The organism is Acinetobacter sp. YH12120, from assembly GCF_013418795.1.
Classification (GTDB): domain Bacteria; phylum Pseudomonadota; class Gammaproteobacteria; order Pseudomonadales; family Moraxellaceae; genus Acinetobacter; species Acinetobacter towneri.
Genome location: NZ_VPBI01000007.1, coordinates 85,425 through 103,608, shown reverse-complemented (window position 1 = coordinate 103,608; position 18,184 = coordinate 85,425). Strand labels below are relative to the sequence as shown.

The window sequence follows — 18,184 nt, the reverse complement described above, 5'->3', positions numbered from 1 at the left end:
GTGATTTAAGGCATCAAGCGTTGTAGTTTCCACTCACCTTCAATTTTTTCATAAGCTAAGCGGTCATGCAAACGGTTCGGACGGCCTTGCCAAAATTCGTAATAATCAGGCTGCAAGCGGTAACCGCCCCAAAATATAGGTTTTTGCAATTCAGATTGATCGCCCACTTGGGCATGCAAGTCTTGGAAACGCGCCTGTAGTTCTTCACGGCTGGCAATCACACCACTTTGCGGAGTGCTAATATGCGCAGCGATTTGGTTGTCACGTGGGCGTTTGTGATAATACGCTGTCGATTCTTGCTCATCAATTTTTTCGACATAACCGCTGACACGAATCTGACGTTCCAGTTCAGGCCAGTAAAATAACAATTCAGCATAAGGATTGGCCGCTAAATCCAACCCTTTTTGACTGTCATAATTGGTATAAAAGTCATAGCCTGCTTCGGTGGCTCCACGCAGCAACACAGTACGCACATGCGGACGACCTTGCGCATTGGCAGTCGCCAATGACATCGCATACGGTTCATGCAGCTTGGCTTCTAAGGCATGGTTAAACCAATTCAAAAACTGAATATGCGGATTGGCACTGACCTGTGCTTCTAGCAATTCACCTTTTTGGTAACTTAAACGCAGCTCACTTAAATCTTTAATTAAATCACTCACGATTTACCCCCCTTTTAGACGGCATGACGACGTACAGCATCTGCTAAATCTTTCGCCATTGCCTTCACTTCAGCCAAATCATCACCTTCCACCATGACACGAATCACAGGTTCAGTGCCCGATTTACGAATCAATAAGCGTCCACGACCTTTCAGCTGTTCCGTAGCACGGTCAAACTCTTCCACCAAGGCAGGAACGGTATACGGATCAAACATATTTGCTAAGCGCACGTTTTCCAGCACATTTGGCAACAGTTTAAAATCTGCCACCAATTCATGTAGGGCTTTATTTTGTTCGACCATCACCGTTAACACTTGCAAGGCAGCAATAATTGCATCACCTGTGGTGCTCTTGTCCAAAGTCAAAATATGCCCCGATGGCTCACCACCAATAACCCAGCCATTTTCTTCCAGACCTTGTAGCACGTAACGGTCACCGACATTGGCACGGAGTAATGGTACTTGGGCTTTTTCTAACGCCAATTCCAGCGCCATATTGCTCATTAACGTCCCAACAATACCTGCAGGTTTTTTCGAGCCTTGTGTGGCAAGAATATATAAAATGTGGTCACCATCAATTTGCTTGCCTTGACTATCCACCAAAATCACACGGTCTGCATCACCATCAAATGCAACACCCAAGTCCGCCTGATGCTCAAGCACTGCTTTTTGCAAACTTTCAGGATGGGTTGAGCCGCAATTTTCGTTGATGTTTAAACCATTTGGCTCATTGTGAATGGCAATCACTTTCGCACCTAATTCACGGAATACCGCAGGGCCAACATTGTAGGCAGCACCATTGGCGCAATCGACCACAATGGTGAGGTCATTTAAATCTAAATGATATGGAAAGGTCGATTTACAAAACTCGATGTAACGCCCATTGGCATCTTTAACACGAACGCTTTTACCCAAGTTGGCCGTATCATCAATTTTTAATTCTTGCTGCAATTCTTGGTTAATTTCTTCTTGCAAGGCATCTGGCAGCTTTTTCCCTTCGCCCGAGAAAAATTTAATCCCGTTATCAAAATACGGATTATGCGATGCTGAAATCACAATGCCTAAACTGGCATGCAAAGCGCGGGTTAAGTGCGCAATAGCGGGCGTCGGCAATGGGCCGAGCAAATGCACATAGACACCTGCGGCATTTAAACCCGCTTGTAATGCTGCTTCTAAAATATAGCCTGAAAGACGTGTATCTTTACCTAATACCACAATAGGTTTATTTTTTTTGGTGTGTTTTTTTAAAACTTTACCTGCTGCAAAACCTAGTTTTAATGCAAAATCAGGTGTAATTGGTAACTCTCCAAACTTCCCTCGAATGCCGTCTGTACCAAAATAACTCATATTGTTCTCACTTCTTAGGGGTGATCTTTATCATCACTTTTTTACTGCGAGTTACTTTACACCAAAAATGAAAAAGCCGTCACATTGATGACGGCTTTTATTTGAAAATGCTACTAAATATCAACCAACGCGATAGTTCATATTAACCAACGCGATAGTTCGGCGCTTCTTTAGTAATCGTCACATCATGCACGTGAGATTCCTGCATACCTGCTGCAGTAATTTTCACGAATTTAGCATTTTGGCGTAGATCTTCAATAGTTGAAGAACCTGTATAACCCATAGATGAACGTAAACCACCCATCATTTGATGCACGATGTTGCCCATTGGGCCTTTGTACGGTACACGACCTTCAATACCTTCTGGTACAAGTTTTTCTGCACCTGCTTTCGAGTCTTGGAAATAACGGTCTGCAGAACCTGTTGCACCTGCCATTGCACCCAATGAACCCATACCACGGTATGCTTTGTAGTAACGACCTTGGAAGAATTCAACTTCGCCCGGTGCTTCTTCAGTACCTGCAAGCAATGAACCGACCATAATGGTACTTGCACCTGCACCAATTGCTTTGGCCATATCACCAGAGAAGCGAATACCACCATCGGCAATTAATGGAATCTGTTCTTTCAATGCATTGGCAACAGCGTCAATTGCAGAGATTTGCGGCATACCAATACCTGCCACAATACGTGTGGTACAGATTGAACCCGGGCCAATCCCCACTTTCACTGCATCTGCACCTGCATCTAACAATGCCAAAGCAGCATCGCCAGTTGCAATGTTACCGCCAATCACTTGAACTTGTGGATAGTTGGCTTTTACCCAACGTACACGCTCAATTACACCTGCAGAGTGACCGTGTGCTGTATCAACCACAATCGCATCGACACCTGCTTCAACCAATGCTTCTACACGGCTTGGTGTTTCTGCGCCTGTACCCACTGCAGCACCCACACGTAAACGACCTAAGTCATCTTTACAGCTGTTTGGATACAATTCTGCTTTACGGAAATCAGTGACCGTAATTAAGCCTTTTAATTCCTGCTGGTCATTCACCACCAAGACTTTTTCAATACGATGCTGTTGCAATAAAGCTTGAATGTTTTCTTTAGATTCGTCTTCGCGTACTGTCACTAAACGATCTTGACCTGTCATGATATTGCTGACAGGTTGTTCAAGGTTGGTTTCAAAACGTGTATCACGTCCTGTCACAATACCGACAACTTTGCCATCTTTTACCACAGGTACACCACTAATATTATTGGCTTGAGTCAGCGCAATCAATTCACGTACTGTAGTTTCTGGCGTTACGGTAATCGGGTCTTTCACCATACCCGCTTCAAATTTTTTCACACGGCGCACTTCGGCTGCTTGCGCAACGATGTCCATGTTTTTATGCAAAATACCAATACCACCGTTTTGCGCCATCGCAATTGCCATACGAGATTCAGTCACCGTATCCATTGCTGCTGAAACCAAAGGAATATTCAGGTCAATGCCGCGCGTAAAACGTGTCTTTAAGGAGACATCTTTTGGGAGAACAGTAGAATAGGCAGGGAGTAATAAGACATCATCGAAGGTTAACGCTTCTTGAACGATGGTCAGCATAACAGTCTCACTGGTAATTTCCGTGAGCCATTATAAACAAATCTGGGCACAAATTTCATTTGTTCTCTAAGAAATATTTTTTATTCTGCCCTTCTGGGGGATGCGACATGAAAAAATCGGTAATTTTCATCTAAAAATTGAAGTTTTCATCCTTAGTTTGCTTTTTAGCCGTGCAGGTTTAAAACTTGCGATGTTTCATTTTTCAGGCAGATAAAGCCGCTTCAATGTGAACCATGATTGGCTATTTATCCAAAATTAGCCGTAAAAAAAAGCAAAGCCGCAGCTTTGCTTTTTCAATCTGGATTGCGATCAACAACTTAAAGCACCATTAAACCACTTGATCGAAGTCATCATCATTCACAGAAATGGCTGGATCGACTTGCACAAATGGAATCATGTTATGCGCACGACGTGCTTTATTGCATTGATCATCGGCAATTTGCACTTCTTTACAAGAGCTGCTGCGTAATTCATAAATCCCGCAGCTCACTTGCTGTCCAACTTCACCTTCTAAAGCGACACAACGCGGCTGACTCTGATTGGTACCACACATGCATGAATAGACTGCTGTTACTGGTTCCGTGTAGTGCTCAGGCATATTCATGCCTTCAGCCCAATAAAATGAAACACGGAAATAAGCGCAACACGCGCCGCAGCTTAAGCAGGCATCTGCTGTAGGTACTTGAGACAACATTCGTTAAGTTCTCGTCATCAAAAAAATCGTTTTTGGGCGAAAATCTTAAAAAAAGTTGTTTTTGCACTCAAGTTTTTTTTACAGTTTTTTCAGCTTTTTTTGTCGCTTATTCAGGGCAGCTAAAAACGTGTTCGTCCATCAAATCGACGCCACATTCCAGTGTTTCAATCCAGTCTAAGAATTGATTCACCTGTTCTTTGCCCACAAATGGCGTACCGTGTTGCGGCACAATCATTTCAACGTCCATGGTGCGTACCATATTCACCCAGAGGCGAATCACTTTATTGGAACACATATAGCGCTGATGGAAGCCTTTCATCGCAGGAATATGCGCAGCAAAATCAGTCAATGGAATTGAAGCATCTTCCACCATTGACGCACCCATATCACCAGAAAATAAAATTTTGGCGATAGGATCATAAAACTGGAAATTACCAACAGAGTGCAAGAAGTGCGCAGGCACAGCAATAATTTTAGACTCGCCCAAAGGAATTGCCTGACCTTCATCTGGCAGTTCCACCAAACGATCTAGCCAGTTGCCTTTCATACGATCACTCATAAAAGATGAGCTTAAGTGCGGCAAGAAACGCGCCCACAATTTTGATGCTACGATTTTTGCTTCGGTATAGACCAACCAACGTGGCATTGAAGTGATGATGTCTGGGTCTTGGTGCGATGCCATGACATAGTCAAGATTGGTCAAACGGGTATATTTGTTTAATTCCATGGTCAGTGGTACATAGGTCAGGTCGCCACCCGGGTCTAGCACTGCGGCACGGTTATTATCAATGATCAGAAATTGGTTGGCCTGAACACCTTCACCTTTGACCAAACTGGTAAAACTAATACATTTATGTGTCCCATTATCAAATAAGACCTGCGATGTTGTACGGTCAAATGCCATAACCAATCCCCAATTTTTTCATTTTAAAAATAGATTTTCTATCATTGAATAACATATAGCTATTTATGGAAAGTTACAATAAATAAAATGGCTCAGATTATCTGAAATATCAGTGAATTGCAGTACCATTCACATAAATAAATCCCGAGCAGTTTGCTCAGGATTTATGCATTTTAATGAATAATTTAGAATAAATAATGTTGCGCCAAAGTCGACACACCAATAATTAGGAAAATCAGTGCACCAATTTTATGAATTAAAGCAATTGGCAATCGGGTCGCTAATTTATTGCCAATAAATACCGCAGGTGCATTGGCCAGCATCATCCCCAAAGTGGTTCCAAGCATGACCCAAAACACGCTGTCATAACGTGCGGCTAAAGCCACTGTGGCAATTTGAGTTTTATCGCCAATTTCTGCCAAAAAGAACAATACAAAGGTCGCGCCAAATACACCGTATTTTTGCCACTTGTTGATGCTTTCAGTTTCATCATCTAGCTGGTCTGGAATAAGCATCCAAATCGCCATGCCAATAAAACCTAAAGACAAAATCCACAATAAAATTTCTGGGCTAAGTACCGTGGTAATCCACTGCCCCAAAACTGCAGAAAGTCCGTGGTTAATGAGTGTTGCCAGTAAAATAGCAACCAAGATTGGAGCAGGTTTACGAAAACGTGCCGCGAGTAATAAAGCCAGTAATTGGGTTTTATCACCCATTTCGGCTAAGGCGACAATGGCAGTCGAGATGAGGAATTCATACATGATGTTTTTCTCTGGCTAGCACACATACCAATGACCTATCCCTCCTGCTAGCCAAAATCTGCAGAGTGATAAATCAAAGGTCTTGCCAACAAAAGAAAGCTTGAAAAAGCAGACTTGGTTCTTTGCTATGATGACCATGTTCTGTGGAACAAATATGTTGACCATCACCTTTTTACTGCATTCAGTTTGAACAGAAATTAGTAAAAAGCGGCTACTCCCCAATGAAGTAAAGCTATTCTAAACGGAATACTGCAGTTAAGCAAATTTAGCCGAGTAACGGCAGTGACAAAAAACCCTGCCGCAGCAGGGTTTTATAAAGCTTTTCTGAGTTTAGAGCAGCAAGCTACGAATATCTGCCAACAATTGCGTCAGTTTATGGGTAAAACGTGCTGCATCTGCGCCATTAATCACCCGATGGTCATACGACAATGACAACGGCAACATCAAGCGCGGATCAAAACCTTCACCATTCCAGACAGGCTGCATGGTCGCTGGTGAAATACCCAAAATCGCAACCTGTGGCCAGTTCACTAACGGCGTAAATGCCGTACCACCAATCGAACCTAAACTGGTGATAGTAAAGTTTGCACCTTGTAAATCTTTAGGCGACAACTTTTTATCACGCGCTTTTTGGCTCAACTCGCCCAGTTCGATCGCAATTTGTTTAATCGATTTCTGATCTGGATTGCGTAGCACAGGCACGGTTAAACCATCAGGGGTTGCCACGGCAATGCCCATGTGGATTTCTTTACGCAGCAGCACAGACTTTTGATCATCTGCCAAATGCGCAGCGAAATACGGTTCATCTTTCAGCAAATGCGCTACAGCTTTGGCAATGAACGCCAAAATGGTCAAGCTAACACCTTCTTTTTTGAAGTTGGCTTTCAATTCACCGCGCCACGCTTCTAGCTCAGTAATATCGGCCAAATCAAATTGCGTGACTTGTGGAATGTAATTGTTCAGGGACAATTGCGGAATTGACACTTGTTGTAAGCGCGTCAAACCTTTTTCTTCCACGCCACCAAATGCACTAAAATCAGGCAACTTTGGCAAACCTGTAACTTGCTGTGTTGTAGCAGCGACAGGAGCAGTCTGCGGCGCAGTAAGACGCGCTTTAACATAAGCCTTCAAGTCTTCTTTGAGTACACGCGCATGCGGGCCAGTGGCGTTTACATCGGCTAAAACAACACCTAACTCACGCGCCAGTTTACGCACAGCAGGGCCTGCATACACTTTTGCATTGGCTTCATTTTGCGCCTTGCTCAATTTGTCTACATTCGTATGTGCACTTGCTGCAACCGTTGTGGTTTGTGCTGTAGATGCAGCACTGACTGCTGGCGATGCACTTGGTGCAGAGGCAACTTGCGCTGCCGCAACTGCTGCTGGTGCAGCTGCGCCTGCAGTTACTATCGTCACTAAGGCATTGCCCTGCGCAACACTTTGTCCTAATTCCACGTGGATGGCTTGAATCACACCTGCGGTAGTACTTGGCACCTCAACCGTGGCTTTGTCTGATTCCACCACAATCAAACTTTGGTCAGCGGCGACTGTATCGCCTACTTGTACCAAAATTTCTGCCACTGTGGCTTTATCGACCCCTAAATCAGGCACTGCGACTTCAACCTGAGCTGATGCTGCAGTTTGTGGTGCAGATGCAGTTGCTGCGTTCACTGGTACAGCAGCCGCTTCTACTGGTGTCGCTTGAGGTGTTTCCACCTGTGCAACTGCGGCAGCAGCGGCAGTTTTCACTTTCAGAATCACCACACCTTCTTTTACCGTATCACCCGTAGTGATTTGGATCGCGGTAACTGTACCCGATACCGTACTCGGCACTTCTACCGTGGCTTTGTCCGACTCCACCACAATAATACTTTGATCAACATCAATCGCATCGCCCACTTGTACTAAAATTTCCCCAACAACGGCTTTTTCCACGCCAATGTCAGGTACTTGTACATCTACTTCTTGTGCTGTGGTTGATGTCGCCGAGCTTGGCGCTGCAGCGACCACTGGTTCAGCATCTTGCTTCGGTGCAGCGTCCACTTCGGCTTGCGGTGCAGCAACTTCTGTAGCAGCTGCGGTTTGAGCTTCAGTTTCTAGCTCAATTAGCACCGCACCTTCAGTCACTTCATCGCCTTGTTGTACCAAAATACTTTTCACTACCCCTGCAGCGGTGCTGGGTACTTCAACAGAAGCTTTGTCTGATTCCAACAGGACAATGCTGTCATCAACTGCAATCGTGTCGCCAACTTTCACAAGAATATCTGCAACTGTGGCTTTATCGACACCAATATCAGGCGTTTGAATTTGCATGATCAGTGCTCCTCTTTGTAGTCAGCAACCGCTTGTACTTCAGGAACCGCTTGCGGTGCCCACGCGACAGGACGATCTGTATCTAACTCAAATGTCGAGATTGCATCTTTGACCAAACGCGCATCGACTTCGCCTTCATCAGCCAGTTTTTTCAAGGTGGCTACCACAATATGTGCTGCATCGACCCCAAAGTAGCTACGCAAGTTACCGCGGGTATCGGAACGACCATAACCATCGGTACCTAAGGCAACAAATGGACGATTGTCTGGCAAGTAACCGCGAATTTGCTCGCTATAGGCGCGCATGTGATCGGTAGCAGACACGACAATGCCATCTTTGCCACGTAACTGTTGTGAGATCCACGGCTCTTTGCTTTCTTCAGCCAATGGATGCAAACGGTTGTATTCTTCACACGCCATACCATCACGCGCCAATTCATTAAAACTGGTCACACTGTAGACATTCGAGTGGATTTGATACTCTTCACGCAAGATTTTCGCCGCTTTGATGACTTCACGCAAAATCACACCTGAACCTAGCAATTGAACCGTGGCTTTTTCATCTTCCTGCAGTAAATACATGCCGCGCTTAATGCCTTCTTCCACACCTTGTGGCATTTCAGGATGCTCGTAGTTTTCATTCATTACGGTGAGGTAATAGAACACGCGCTCCTGATTGACATACATGCGTTGCAAACCATCATGCACAATCACGGCAAGCTCATAACCAAAGCATGGGTCATAGGACACACAGTTTGGAATAGTATTGGCTAAAATATGCGAGTGACCATCTTGGTGTTGCAAGCCTTCACCATTGAGTGTGGTACGTCCTGCAGTGGCACCCAACAAGAAACCTTGCGCCTGTGCATCACCTGCCGCCCATGCAATATCCCCAATACGTTGGAAACCAAACATGGAGTAATACATATACATTGGGATCATTGGTAAGTTATTGGTCGAATAACTGGTACCCAAAGCTGCCCAAGCACTCATTGCACCTGCTTCGTTAATGCCTTCTTGCAGCATGTGACCGTCTTTGGCTTCACGATAATGCATCAATTGTTCTTGGTCTTCAGGGGTGTATTTTTGCCCATGTGCGGCATAAATACCCAGTTGACGGAACATGCCTTCTAAACCGAAAGTACGTGCTTCATCGGGTACAATGGGTACCACACGGTCTTTAATGGCTTTTTCTTTGAGCAGGGCAGAAATCAAACGCACCATCACCATAGTGGTCGATTGTTCTTTGCCACCTGAACCTGCCAAGACTGAATCGAAAACTGATAATTCAGGAATTTGTAAAGCTTCGCTGTCTTTACGACGCGCAGGCAAATAACCACCCAACGCTTCGCGACGCGCTTTCATATATTTCAATTCAGGCGAATTTTCACTTGGACGATAGAACGGCACTTCTTCAAGTTGCTCATCGCTAAATGGCAAGTTGAAGCGGTCACGTACATATTTTAAAGAATCCAACTGCATTTTTTTGATTTGGTGGGTTTTGTTCACCGCCTCAATTTCATCAGACAAACCATAACCTTTGACAGTTTTGGCTAAAATGACCGTTGGCTGACCTTTGGCCTTACATGCTTCAGCATACGCCGCAAATACTTTGTACGGATCGTGACCACCACGGTTCAGGTTATCAATATCTTCATCGCTTAAATCTTTGACCAATTCTTTGGCTTCAGGATATTTACCAAAGAATTTCTCACGAGCGTATGCACCACCTTTCACTTGCAAGCGCTGATAATCACCATCCACCGCTTCTTCCATAATGGCTCTTAATGCACCTGTGTCGTCTTTGTCTAATAAAGCATCCCAATGACGCCCCCAGACCACTTTAATCACGCGCCAACCTGCGCCACGGAATAACGACTCAAGTTCTTGAATGATTTTACCGTTACCGCGTACAGGGCCATCTAAACGCTGTAAGTTACAGTTCACCACCCAAATCAGGTTATCTAGCTTTTCACGACCTGCCAGTGAAATTGCACCCAAACTTTCTGGCTCATCCATTTCACCATCGCCTAGATATGCCCAGACTTTACGGTCTTCTTCTTTAATTAAACCGCGGTTCATTAAGTATTTTTGAATATGTGCCTGATAAATTGACATGATTGGACCCAGACCCATCGACACCGTTGGGAACTGCCAATAGTCAGGCATTAAATAAGGATGTGGATAGCTAGGTAAACCGTTACCGCCCACTTCACGGCGGAAATTATTTAATTGATCTTCGGTTAAACGCCCTTCTAAAAATGAACGGGCATAAATACCGGGTGCACAGTGACCTTGGTAGTAGATCATATCACCGCCAAAATGATCACTATTGGCACGGAAGAAATGGTTAAAACCAACATCATATAATGTGGCTGAAGATGCGAAACTTGCAAGGTGACCACCTAAATCATCACCTGTTTTATTGGCACGCAATACCATTGCCAACGCATTCCAGCGAATCAGGGCGCGAATACGACGCTCCATATCCTGATCGCCCGGCATGGCAGGTTGTTCTTCCACTGAAATGGTATTGAGGTAAGGAGTATTTAATCGCTGAATGGGTACATGCTTTGCAATTGCACGTTGGTACAGTTTTTCGAGTAAAAATGCTGCCCGTTCAGTACCCATATGTTGTAACACAGCATCAAAGGCGTCTTGCCATTCTTGGGTTTCTTGTGAGTCCGTATCACCGTAAAACGCCATAATTCACTATTCCTAAGCCTAATCGTATGCTTTATATGTATCATAATTTAGACTTTAGTAGATATGGCTAATCTTAAATGCATATCCTGCATACTATTTAGAAAATAAATAGTGATTGACACATTCTTACAGCAAATAACAAAAAACCGCCAATTTAGGCGGTTTTTTATACAATAAAGCAGATACTGCGTGTTATTATTTTTTTAGGTGATAAGTTGATGTCTGAAATGTCTCACTAGATTTTGCTAAAAGCTAAAACGTGAGTATAAAGAAAAGCGACCTTTGCCGCTTTAATTTCATGTTTTAATTTGTAGTTCGCGTGTAGTTTACAGTGAGTGTGGCTAGAGCATGAATTTCTAGCCAAAACATTACGGCAACATTGCTAAATAGGTAGAAGGGTTCTTACGTTGACCATCTTTCACTACTTCATAATGTAAGTGAGGACCTGTACAACGACCTGTACAACCCACGTTGGCAATATGTTCGCCTGCATCTACACGGTCACCCACACGTGCAATTAAACGTGAAGCGTGTGCGTAGCGCGTGATATAACCATTACCGTGGTTAATTTCTACATATTGACCATAACCTGTGCCCCAGCCTGACTTGGTCACAATACCTGGGCCAGTCGCATAAATTGGAGTACCGCTTGGTGCAGCAAGGTCTAAGCCAGAATGGTTTTCAGCACGACCACTCATGACACGACCGCCATAGTTCGAGCTAATACGTGCATTTGGTAATGGATGTGACACTAACCAAGCATAAGGATTTGAAGAAGCAAAACGGGTGCTGGTATTGGTACCGTATTTTTTTGCTAAAGACGCATTGTTTAATTCTGTAGTCTTTTCACGAAGCTTAACGGTCATCTGCGTTTGTGCAGGAACATCAATGTCTTGTGTTTCTGTATAAGAACCTTGTGACAAGGTGCGGGTTAATTGCTCAATACGATCAGTCGATGAATTTTGAGAATCTAACTCAACTAAATCAGCAAATGCGACAGATGCTGCCGAAGCTGCCAGTGAAAACGCTAATAAAATACGGCGCGAATGCATAAAAAAACCTCTTAACTGTTCTTACTTGAAGTTCCTTGTGATCTCTTCCTTGATATCTACTGAAAGGAGCGCATAAGATTAGGGCATAAACATGAAGGAATGATGTATGTCCGAACCTGTGAATCTCTTTCAACAAACAAGAAAACACATAAAAACAGGAAACCTAACGTTTCTCTCAACCCAAGTTGCTGCATGGCAGAAACTTGGCAAACTTATTCAACCTTTACTGCCACAACCAGAGCAATGGCAGGTGGTTTGTTATCAACAAGGTGTCTTAACCATTACTGGAACGAATCAAGCGATGGTCAGTCAACTTGCTTATTTGCAAAAGCAATACATTACTCAACTGTCACAACTGCATGAACTGAAAGATATACAAAAAATTCAAGTTCGTTTAAGAGTTGAATCTCAAACGCCCCCAAAAAGCGAAAAGCCTTTAAGAACACTTAGTCCAGAAACTCAAGATATGTTACGAGGTGCTGCTGACTTTGTGAGCGACCCTAAGCTTAGCCAAGCTTTGTTACGTTTGGCAAGCAATAAAAAATAATTGTTTGCAGAAAACACCAAAAACTCGTGCTCAAATTTGTGATGAAATTCACATATTATTGTTGTTACATTATAACGTAGTAAGAAAAGACAATGACTTATGTCACATGCACAAAAGTGATCGGGCAAGAATTTATGTCATCAAATGTTACAATTTCATAACTGCTTGGATCGCTCTGAACATTGCGTAATAACTGATTATTTAAGGCATGTCCTGATTTATAACCATCAAACTTGGCAATAATTTGATGTCCAAGCAAGTACAAATCCCCCACAGCATCTAAAATTTTATGCCGTACAAACTCGTCCGAGAAGCGCAAACCTTCTTCATTGACCACGCCTGTATCATCTACCCCAATGGCATTATCTAAACTCGCACCCAAAGCCAAATTATTGGCTTTTAAATAGTCCAAATCTTTCATAAAGCCAAAAGTACGTGCGCCACTGACTTCATAGACAAAGGTTTCTGTAGAAAAATCGATGGTGGCAGACTGATATTCTTTTTTAAAGGCAGGATGATCAAAGTCGATGGTGAAATTGAGCTGAAAACCTTCATGCGGACTGAACACCGCACGTTTATCGTCAATTAAAGCTTCTACAGGTTTTAAAATTTTGATGAACTTTTTCGCAGCATCCTGTTCTTTTAAACCACCCTGCATCAACAAATAAATAAAAGGCCCTGCACTGCCGTCCATAATGGGCACTTCAGAGGCAGACACTTCAATAATCAAGTTATCAATGCCCAACCCTGCAATTGCACTCATAACATGCTCAATAGTGCCAACTTTGGCATTATCCTGAACCAAATTCGAGCACATAAATGCTTCTTGAATCAGCATGGCATCGGCTGGAATATCGACAGGCGGATTTAAATCGATACGACGAAACACAATTCCCCCATCGGCATGATGCGGCACAAAGTTGATCAATACTTTTTGACCACTGTGCAGACCAATACCGCTCGCCTTGACGACACGTTGTAGGGTACGTTGTTTCAGCATGTTCTCAATTCATCTAAATTTTAAAACCGCTATACGTTAGCATATTTAGCCATTGATAAAAAACAAAAAAGGCAGTTTAAAACTGCCTTTTCCCGATCACACAATGAAATTGAGGATCTTGGCTTATTTACGCTGCTGATTTTTCAAATAGTCTTGAATACTCATTGGCGTTGGACGCGCAGAGCCTGATGTTGTTGTCGCACTAATTGCAGGCGCAGTTTCTGCCTGCTGACGCTGAATTGCAGGCACATCATCTTCTTCTACTGCCGCTGTTGGTGCTGCAGAAGTGGTTTGTGTCACGGTGCGTTTTGCAGGCTCTGGTGTATCGCCTGTGTTACGCGCTAAACCAGTAGCAATAACAGTCACGCTAATTTCGTCACGCGCTTCAGGATCAAATACCGTACCGTAGAATACTTGGGTTTGTTCGGTATCTGAAAGTTGATGAATCACGTCCATGATCTCTTCGATTTCACCGAAGGTCACATCATCACCACCCGTTACGTTAATCAACAAGCCTTTGGCATTGGCAATGGTTACGCTATCGAGCAATGGGCTACGAATCGCTTGTTCAGCCGCTTGACGCGCACGGTTTTCACCACGACCTGAACCAACACCCATCATCGCATAACCGCGCGTACTCATCGCAGTTTTCAAGTCAGCAAAGTCTAGGTTGATGTGACCTGGACGTACCACCAAATCAAAAATACTGCGTACACCGTTCAACAAAACGTCATCGGCTTTTTTATACGCATCTTTCATTGAAATGTCGCGGTAAACTTTCATTAAACGCTGGTTTGGAATAATGATTAAAGAGTCTACATGCTGTTCTAATGCCGCAATCCCTTTTTCCGCAGAAAGTAAGCGACGCTTACCCTCAAAGTTAAATGGCGTAGTCACCACACCAACAGTCAAAATGCCCATTTCTTTGGCAATTTCAGCCACAACTGGCGCAGCACCTGTACCTGTACCACCGCCCATCCCTGCAGTCACGAACACCATGTCTGTGCCTTCAAGTTGCTGACAGATCAGCTCGCGGCTTTCTTCCGCTGCAGTTTGACCCACTTGAGGATCACCGCCCGCGCCTAAACCACGTGTGCTTTGCTCACCTAGCTGGATTTTGAATTGCGAATTCATGCGATCCAATGCTTGTTTGTCCGTATTGGCACAAACAAATTTTACACCCTGAATATCCGACTCAAGCATGTGCTGCACAGCGTTACCACCTGCACCACCCACACCAAACACAGTGAAACGGGCTTGACCGTTGCTATCGGTTTGATCATCTATAAATTCAAATGAGGCCATGACCTTTAGATTTCCTAATACGTTATTGGCAGTCACTTAAGCCCGTATACTGCCTTGATCTTCATAAAAATTATTTTTAAGAATGCTGTTCAACTTCTGGCTTGTCAAGTACCAGTGATGATCCGTACAACTTCCTAACAATATTCCCAAAAAACTCAACTAAAAAATAGATTTTAACTTTTCGTTCAAGCCAGACCATGCCCGTCCGACACGCCCCCAAACCGATAAGGTTTCAGGGTCTTCATGTTCTACAATCGTGTCTTGAGTATAGTTTTGACTATAAAGCAATAAGCCTGAAGCTGTTGCATATTGTGAACGGCGTAAGGCGGCCTGATGCGGTTCATCGGCATAAACTTGTGAAGGATGATTCCCCAAGTGTGCCGAAACACCCAACATACGACGTACCAAGCTGATCATGCCTTCAATTTGTGAGGCATCACCCGCCAAAACCACACCATGATATAAACCATGAATGGCACCGCTCTTTTCGAGTTCCTGACGAATTTGTGCAAAAATTTCTTCATAACGCGCAATAATAATTTCCGCCAGTTCAATACGGCTAATGGTTTGCGGCCCATCAATGCCCTGAATCTGAATCATGTGATCAGGTTTGACCACTTTCATATCTACACAGCCATACAATAGCTTAATCCGTTCAGCTTCTTCAGTTGTGGTTTGTAACACCGCTGCAATATCGCGGGTGACATGCTCACCACCACGCTGCAAAGTGTGTGCCAAGGCCAAACGTCCATCTAAATAAACTGCAATACTGGTCGTACCTGCGCCAATATCTACCAGACACACACCGTATTCTTTTTCATCTTTAAGCAGACTGGCTTCTGCAGTGGCTAAATTTGACACCACCATTTTTTCGACACCAATATTGGCACCTTTTAAAGCACGGTCTAAATTCTGCATGGTGCTAATAGGCAACATCATCAATTGATAATGCCCCGTCATGCTATGTGCTGACATACGAATTGGGTTTTGTACCCATTCACCCGAATCATCTAAATCGAAACCGAGTGGTACTGCACTCACCAAATAATGGTCTGAGGTGAGGTGACTGGCTTTGGCCAAGTCCAAGGCGCGTACCACTTCACTGGTGGTAATGGTGTGATCACTACTTTCAATAGGTGTGCGACCTGAAGCATAAAAGCTTTTTAGCTCTGCACTAGGAATAGAAATCCATGCCGAATGCACACGGCATTCCGCCATATCTTCCGCTTCTTGCACGGCATTTTTAATTGCAGTAATCACTTTATCGAGACTGACAATTTTTCCCTTACTCATGCCTCGATTACGTGCGGTGGCCATACCAATGACTTGGATATTGTCTGGCGCATGGACCTTAGCAATCAAAACTGAAACTTTGTGCGTCCCAATGTCAATCGCAACAACCGAGGGAACAGCTTCACTCATTTATTCACTACCATTACCAGTATGTTTAATTTATGGCTTAATGCCTCTATTTTTTTAAAGCCCAATATTATGGCTTTGCTCTTATTCCCTCTGCAATGCTTGTGTCATCAATCGTTACAACAAAGTGACCATTTGCAATTTTTGGCGGAATTGAGTTTTTCCATTGAATGGCTAAACCATTGCGATAACGCAAATCGATGGCGGATATTTTAGACCATACAGGTTTCAAATCACTTTGTGCAAGATGCCCCAAGCGCTGCAGCTTACTCATGGTTTGATCTTTATCTACAATAACACGTAGACCTGAATCAAACTGCATAAACCACGTCATACGTTCTGTTAAATATAGTTCTTTTAAACGATCGTTGACGGGTAAGAATAATTGGTTAATTTCATTATAACGACGCATCATCATTTTAGATTGATGCGTTGGCCCGTGTAATAACGGTAAATGTTGATTATTTTGTGGCGTGACCTCGGTAAAGACTTCACCGCTGTCACTGAGCAAACGACCTGTCCCCCAACGTGCAATTGGATGACGCGGCATAACCCGCACACGAATAGCATTCGGCCACGCACGTGAAACCACCACTCGATCTACCCAAGACAACTCCAAAGCGGTATCGCGGATTTGCTCTAGGTCAGAGGTGAAATAGTTCTTGGTCATTACAGGGTTCACATGCGTCATCACTTGGCGGTGTTCCGCATCTGAACGTGTACCCACTACATCTAGCTTGGCAATTTGTGCATCGGTCATGACTTTGTATAGCCCGTACGCACCCACTGCCAACACGAGCACCGCAACGCACAGCATTACCCAACCGCCAAAATGAATCAGCTTTTCTTTGGCTGTTGGCGGTTTGTCATGAATCGAGGTAATCGCTGCCCGTTTACGGCGCAAGGATGCAGGAAGTTGAGCCATATTTAGTGTGCTTCACCTGTAAGGGTTTGTGCCAAAATTGCCACACACAGCTCATCAAAACTATAGCCGACTGCATTTGCCGCTTTCGGAACTAAAGAGTGGCTGGTCATTCCCGGCACGGTATTCACTTCCAATAGCCAGAAATTGCCGTTCTCATCTTGCATGGCATCAATACGACCCCAGCCACTTGCACCCACGGCTTGGAAGGCACGTAATGCCAAAGCTTGTAACTGTTGCTCTTCGGCAGTGCTTAAACCACACGGAATACCGTATTGCACATCATTACGTTGATATTTGGCTTCATAATCATAGAACGCCACATCTTTCGGTGGTTCTAAACGAATAATCGGTAAAGCCTGACCATTTAACAGCACGATGGTAAATTCACGTCCTGTAATCCATTTTTCAGCCATAACAATAGCGTCATGTGCAGTTGCTTTCGCTACAGCATCGGCAAAGTCTTCTACTTTTTCGACTTTGCTCATGCCAATACTTGAACCTTCATGTACAGGCTTGATGATGAGTGGTAAACCCAATTCGGCAACCACGTCTTCAATATTGGAATCTTTGCTAACAATACGATATGGCGCAGTTGGCAAGTCAGAACCTTGCCAAATTTGCTTGGTCTTCACTTTGTCCATGCCAATGGCTGAACCTTGCACGCCCGTACCCGTGTATGGAATATTCAACCATTCCAAAACACCTTGAATTTGACCATCTTCACCACCGCGCCCGTGTAACACAATAAAGGCACGATCATAATTGACCAATTCGGTCACGCTACGTGTTTGTGGATCAAATGCTTCTGCATTGACCCCAGAACGTAGCAGTGCTTCGAGTACTGCTTGACCGCTGTCTAGAGAAACCTCACGCTCAGCAGATTTTCCACCCAATAACACGGCAACTTTGCCGAACTTTGAAGCATTTGACACGTTTATATCC

Annotated in this window: 15 protein-coding genes and 1 riboswitch; of the genes, 1 reads left to right on the top strand and 14 read right to left on the bottom strand. The window is 44.0% G+C overall.

The annotated features are described in order from the left end of the window. Positions 1–5: 5 nt before the first annotated feature. The 9 genes from pdxH to FTU58_RS06840 all read right to left on the bottom strand — a co-directional run bounded on the left by pdxH (position 6) and on the right by FTU58_RS06840 (position 12,046). Complete coding sequence (pdxH, locus tag FTU58_RS06880; protein ID WP_096901662.1) at positions 6–662, bottom strand: pyridoxamine 5'-phosphate oxidase; 657 nt, start codon at positions 660–662, stop codon at positions 6–8. Positions 663–676: 14 nt separating this feature from the next. After that, on the bottom strand, positions 677–2,008 hold the full coding sequence (gene glmM / locus FTU58_RS06875) for a phosphoglucosamine mutase (protein WP_131261207.1): 1,332 nt from the start codon (positions 2,006–2,008) through the stop codon (positions 677–679). Between the two features lie 142 nt (positions 2,009–2,150). Continuing rightward, a complete protein-coding gene (gene guaB, locus FTU58_RS06870; RefSeq protein WP_004974257.1) occupies positions 2,151–3,617 on the bottom strand; it encodes an IMP dehydrogenase in 1,467 nt (488 codons plus the stop codon). A gap of 328 nt (positions 3,618–3,945) precedes the next feature. Beyond that, on the bottom strand, positions 3,946–4,311 hold the full coding sequence (locus tag FTU58_RS06865) for a YkgJ family cysteine cluster protein (RefSeq protein ID WP_004974255.1): 366 nt from the start codon (positions 4,309–4,311) through the stop codon (positions 3,946–3,948). 106 nt (positions 4,312–4,417) lie between these two features. Then, complete coding sequence (locus FTU58_RS06860) at positions 4,418–5,215, bottom strand: MBL fold metallo-hydrolase (RefSeq protein WP_004974253.1); 798 nt, start codon at positions 5,213–5,215, stop codon at positions 4,418–4,420. 185 nt (positions 5,216–5,400) lie between these two features. Continuing rightward, positions 5,401–5,976, bottom strand: a complete 576-nt coding sequence (locus FTU58_RS06855; RefSeq protein WP_004974251.1) for a TMEM165/GDT1 family protein — start codon at positions 5,974–5,976, stop codon at positions 5,401–5,403. 72 nt (positions 5,977–6,048) lie between these two features. Beyond that, positions 6,049–6,208, bottom strand: a riboswitch (yybP-ykoY riboswitch). A 98-nt stretch (positions 6,209–6,306) separates the two neighbouring features. Beyond that, positions 6,307–8,289 carry a 2-oxo acid dehydrogenase subunit E2 gene (locus FTU58_RS06850; protein ID WP_180062246.1) on the bottom strand — a complete coding sequence of 661 codons (1,983 nt, stop codon included), beginning with the start codon at positions 8,287–8,289 and terminating at the stop codon, positions 6,307–6,309. A gap of 2 nt (positions 8,290–8,291) precedes the next feature. After that, positions 8,292–10,994 carry a pyruvate dehydrogenase (acetyl-transferring), homodimeric type gene (gene aceE, locus FTU58_RS06845; protein WP_096901655.1) on the bottom strand — a complete coding sequence of 901 codons (2,703 nt, stop codon included), beginning with the start codon at positions 10,992–10,994 and terminating at the stop codon, positions 8,292–8,294. Between the two features lie 368 nt (positions 10,995–11,362). Continuing rightward, the gene (locus FTU58_RS06840; RefSeq protein ID WP_004974246.1) at positions 11,363–12,046 is read right to left on the bottom strand and encodes a M23 family metallopeptidase; all 684 of its coding nucleotides are present in this window, start codon (positions 12,044–12,046) and stop codon (positions 11,363–11,365) included. Positions 12,047–12,152: 106 nt separating this feature from the next. Here FTU58_RS06840 and FTU58_RS06835 point away from each other — a divergent pair, with 106 nt between their 5' ends. Next, a complete protein-coding gene (locus tag FTU58_RS06835) occupies positions 12,153–12,593 on the top strand; it encodes a DciA family protein (RefSeq protein WP_004974242.1) in 441 nt (146 codons plus the stop codon). Between the two features lie 97 nt (positions 12,594–12,690). On the opposite strand, the gene lpxC is transcribed toward FTU58_RS06835, so the two are convergent. From lpxC to FTU58_RS06810, 5 genes are all read right to left on the bottom strand, one after another. After that, positions 12,691–13,593: a UDP-3-O-acyl-N-acetylglucosamine deacetylase gene (lpxC, locus tag FTU58_RS06830; protein WP_004974240.1), complete on the bottom strand. Its 903-nt coding sequence runs from the start codon at positions 13,591–13,593 to the stop codon at positions 12,691–12,693. 123 nt (positions 13,594–13,716) lie between these two features. After that, the gene (ftsZ, locus tag FTU58_RS06825; protein WP_004974238.1) at positions 13,717–14,898 is read right to left on the bottom strand and encodes a cell division protein FtsZ; all 1,182 of its coding nucleotides are present in this window, start codon (positions 14,896–14,898) and stop codon (positions 13,717–13,719) included. 159 nt (positions 14,899–15,057) lie between these two features. Further along, positions 15,058–16,320, bottom strand: coding sequence for a cell division protein FtsA (gene ftsA, locus FTU58_RS06820; protein WP_004974236.1), 1,263 nt, complete (start codon positions 16,318–16,320; stop codon positions 15,058–15,060). A 67-nt stretch (positions 16,321–16,387) separates the two neighbouring features. After that, complete coding sequence (locus FTU58_RS06815; protein ID WP_004974235.1) at positions 16,388–17,242, bottom strand: cell division protein FtsQ/DivIB; 855 nt, start codon at positions 17,240–17,242, stop codon at positions 16,388–16,390. A 2-nt stretch (positions 17,243–17,244) separates the two neighbouring features. Continuing rightward, entirely contained in the window at positions 17,245–18,174 is a 930-nt protein-coding gene (locus FTU58_RS06810) for a D-alanine--D-alanine ligase (RefSeq protein ID WP_004974232.1), read from the bottom strand. Between the last annotated feature and the right edge of the window lie 10 nt (positions 18,175–18,184).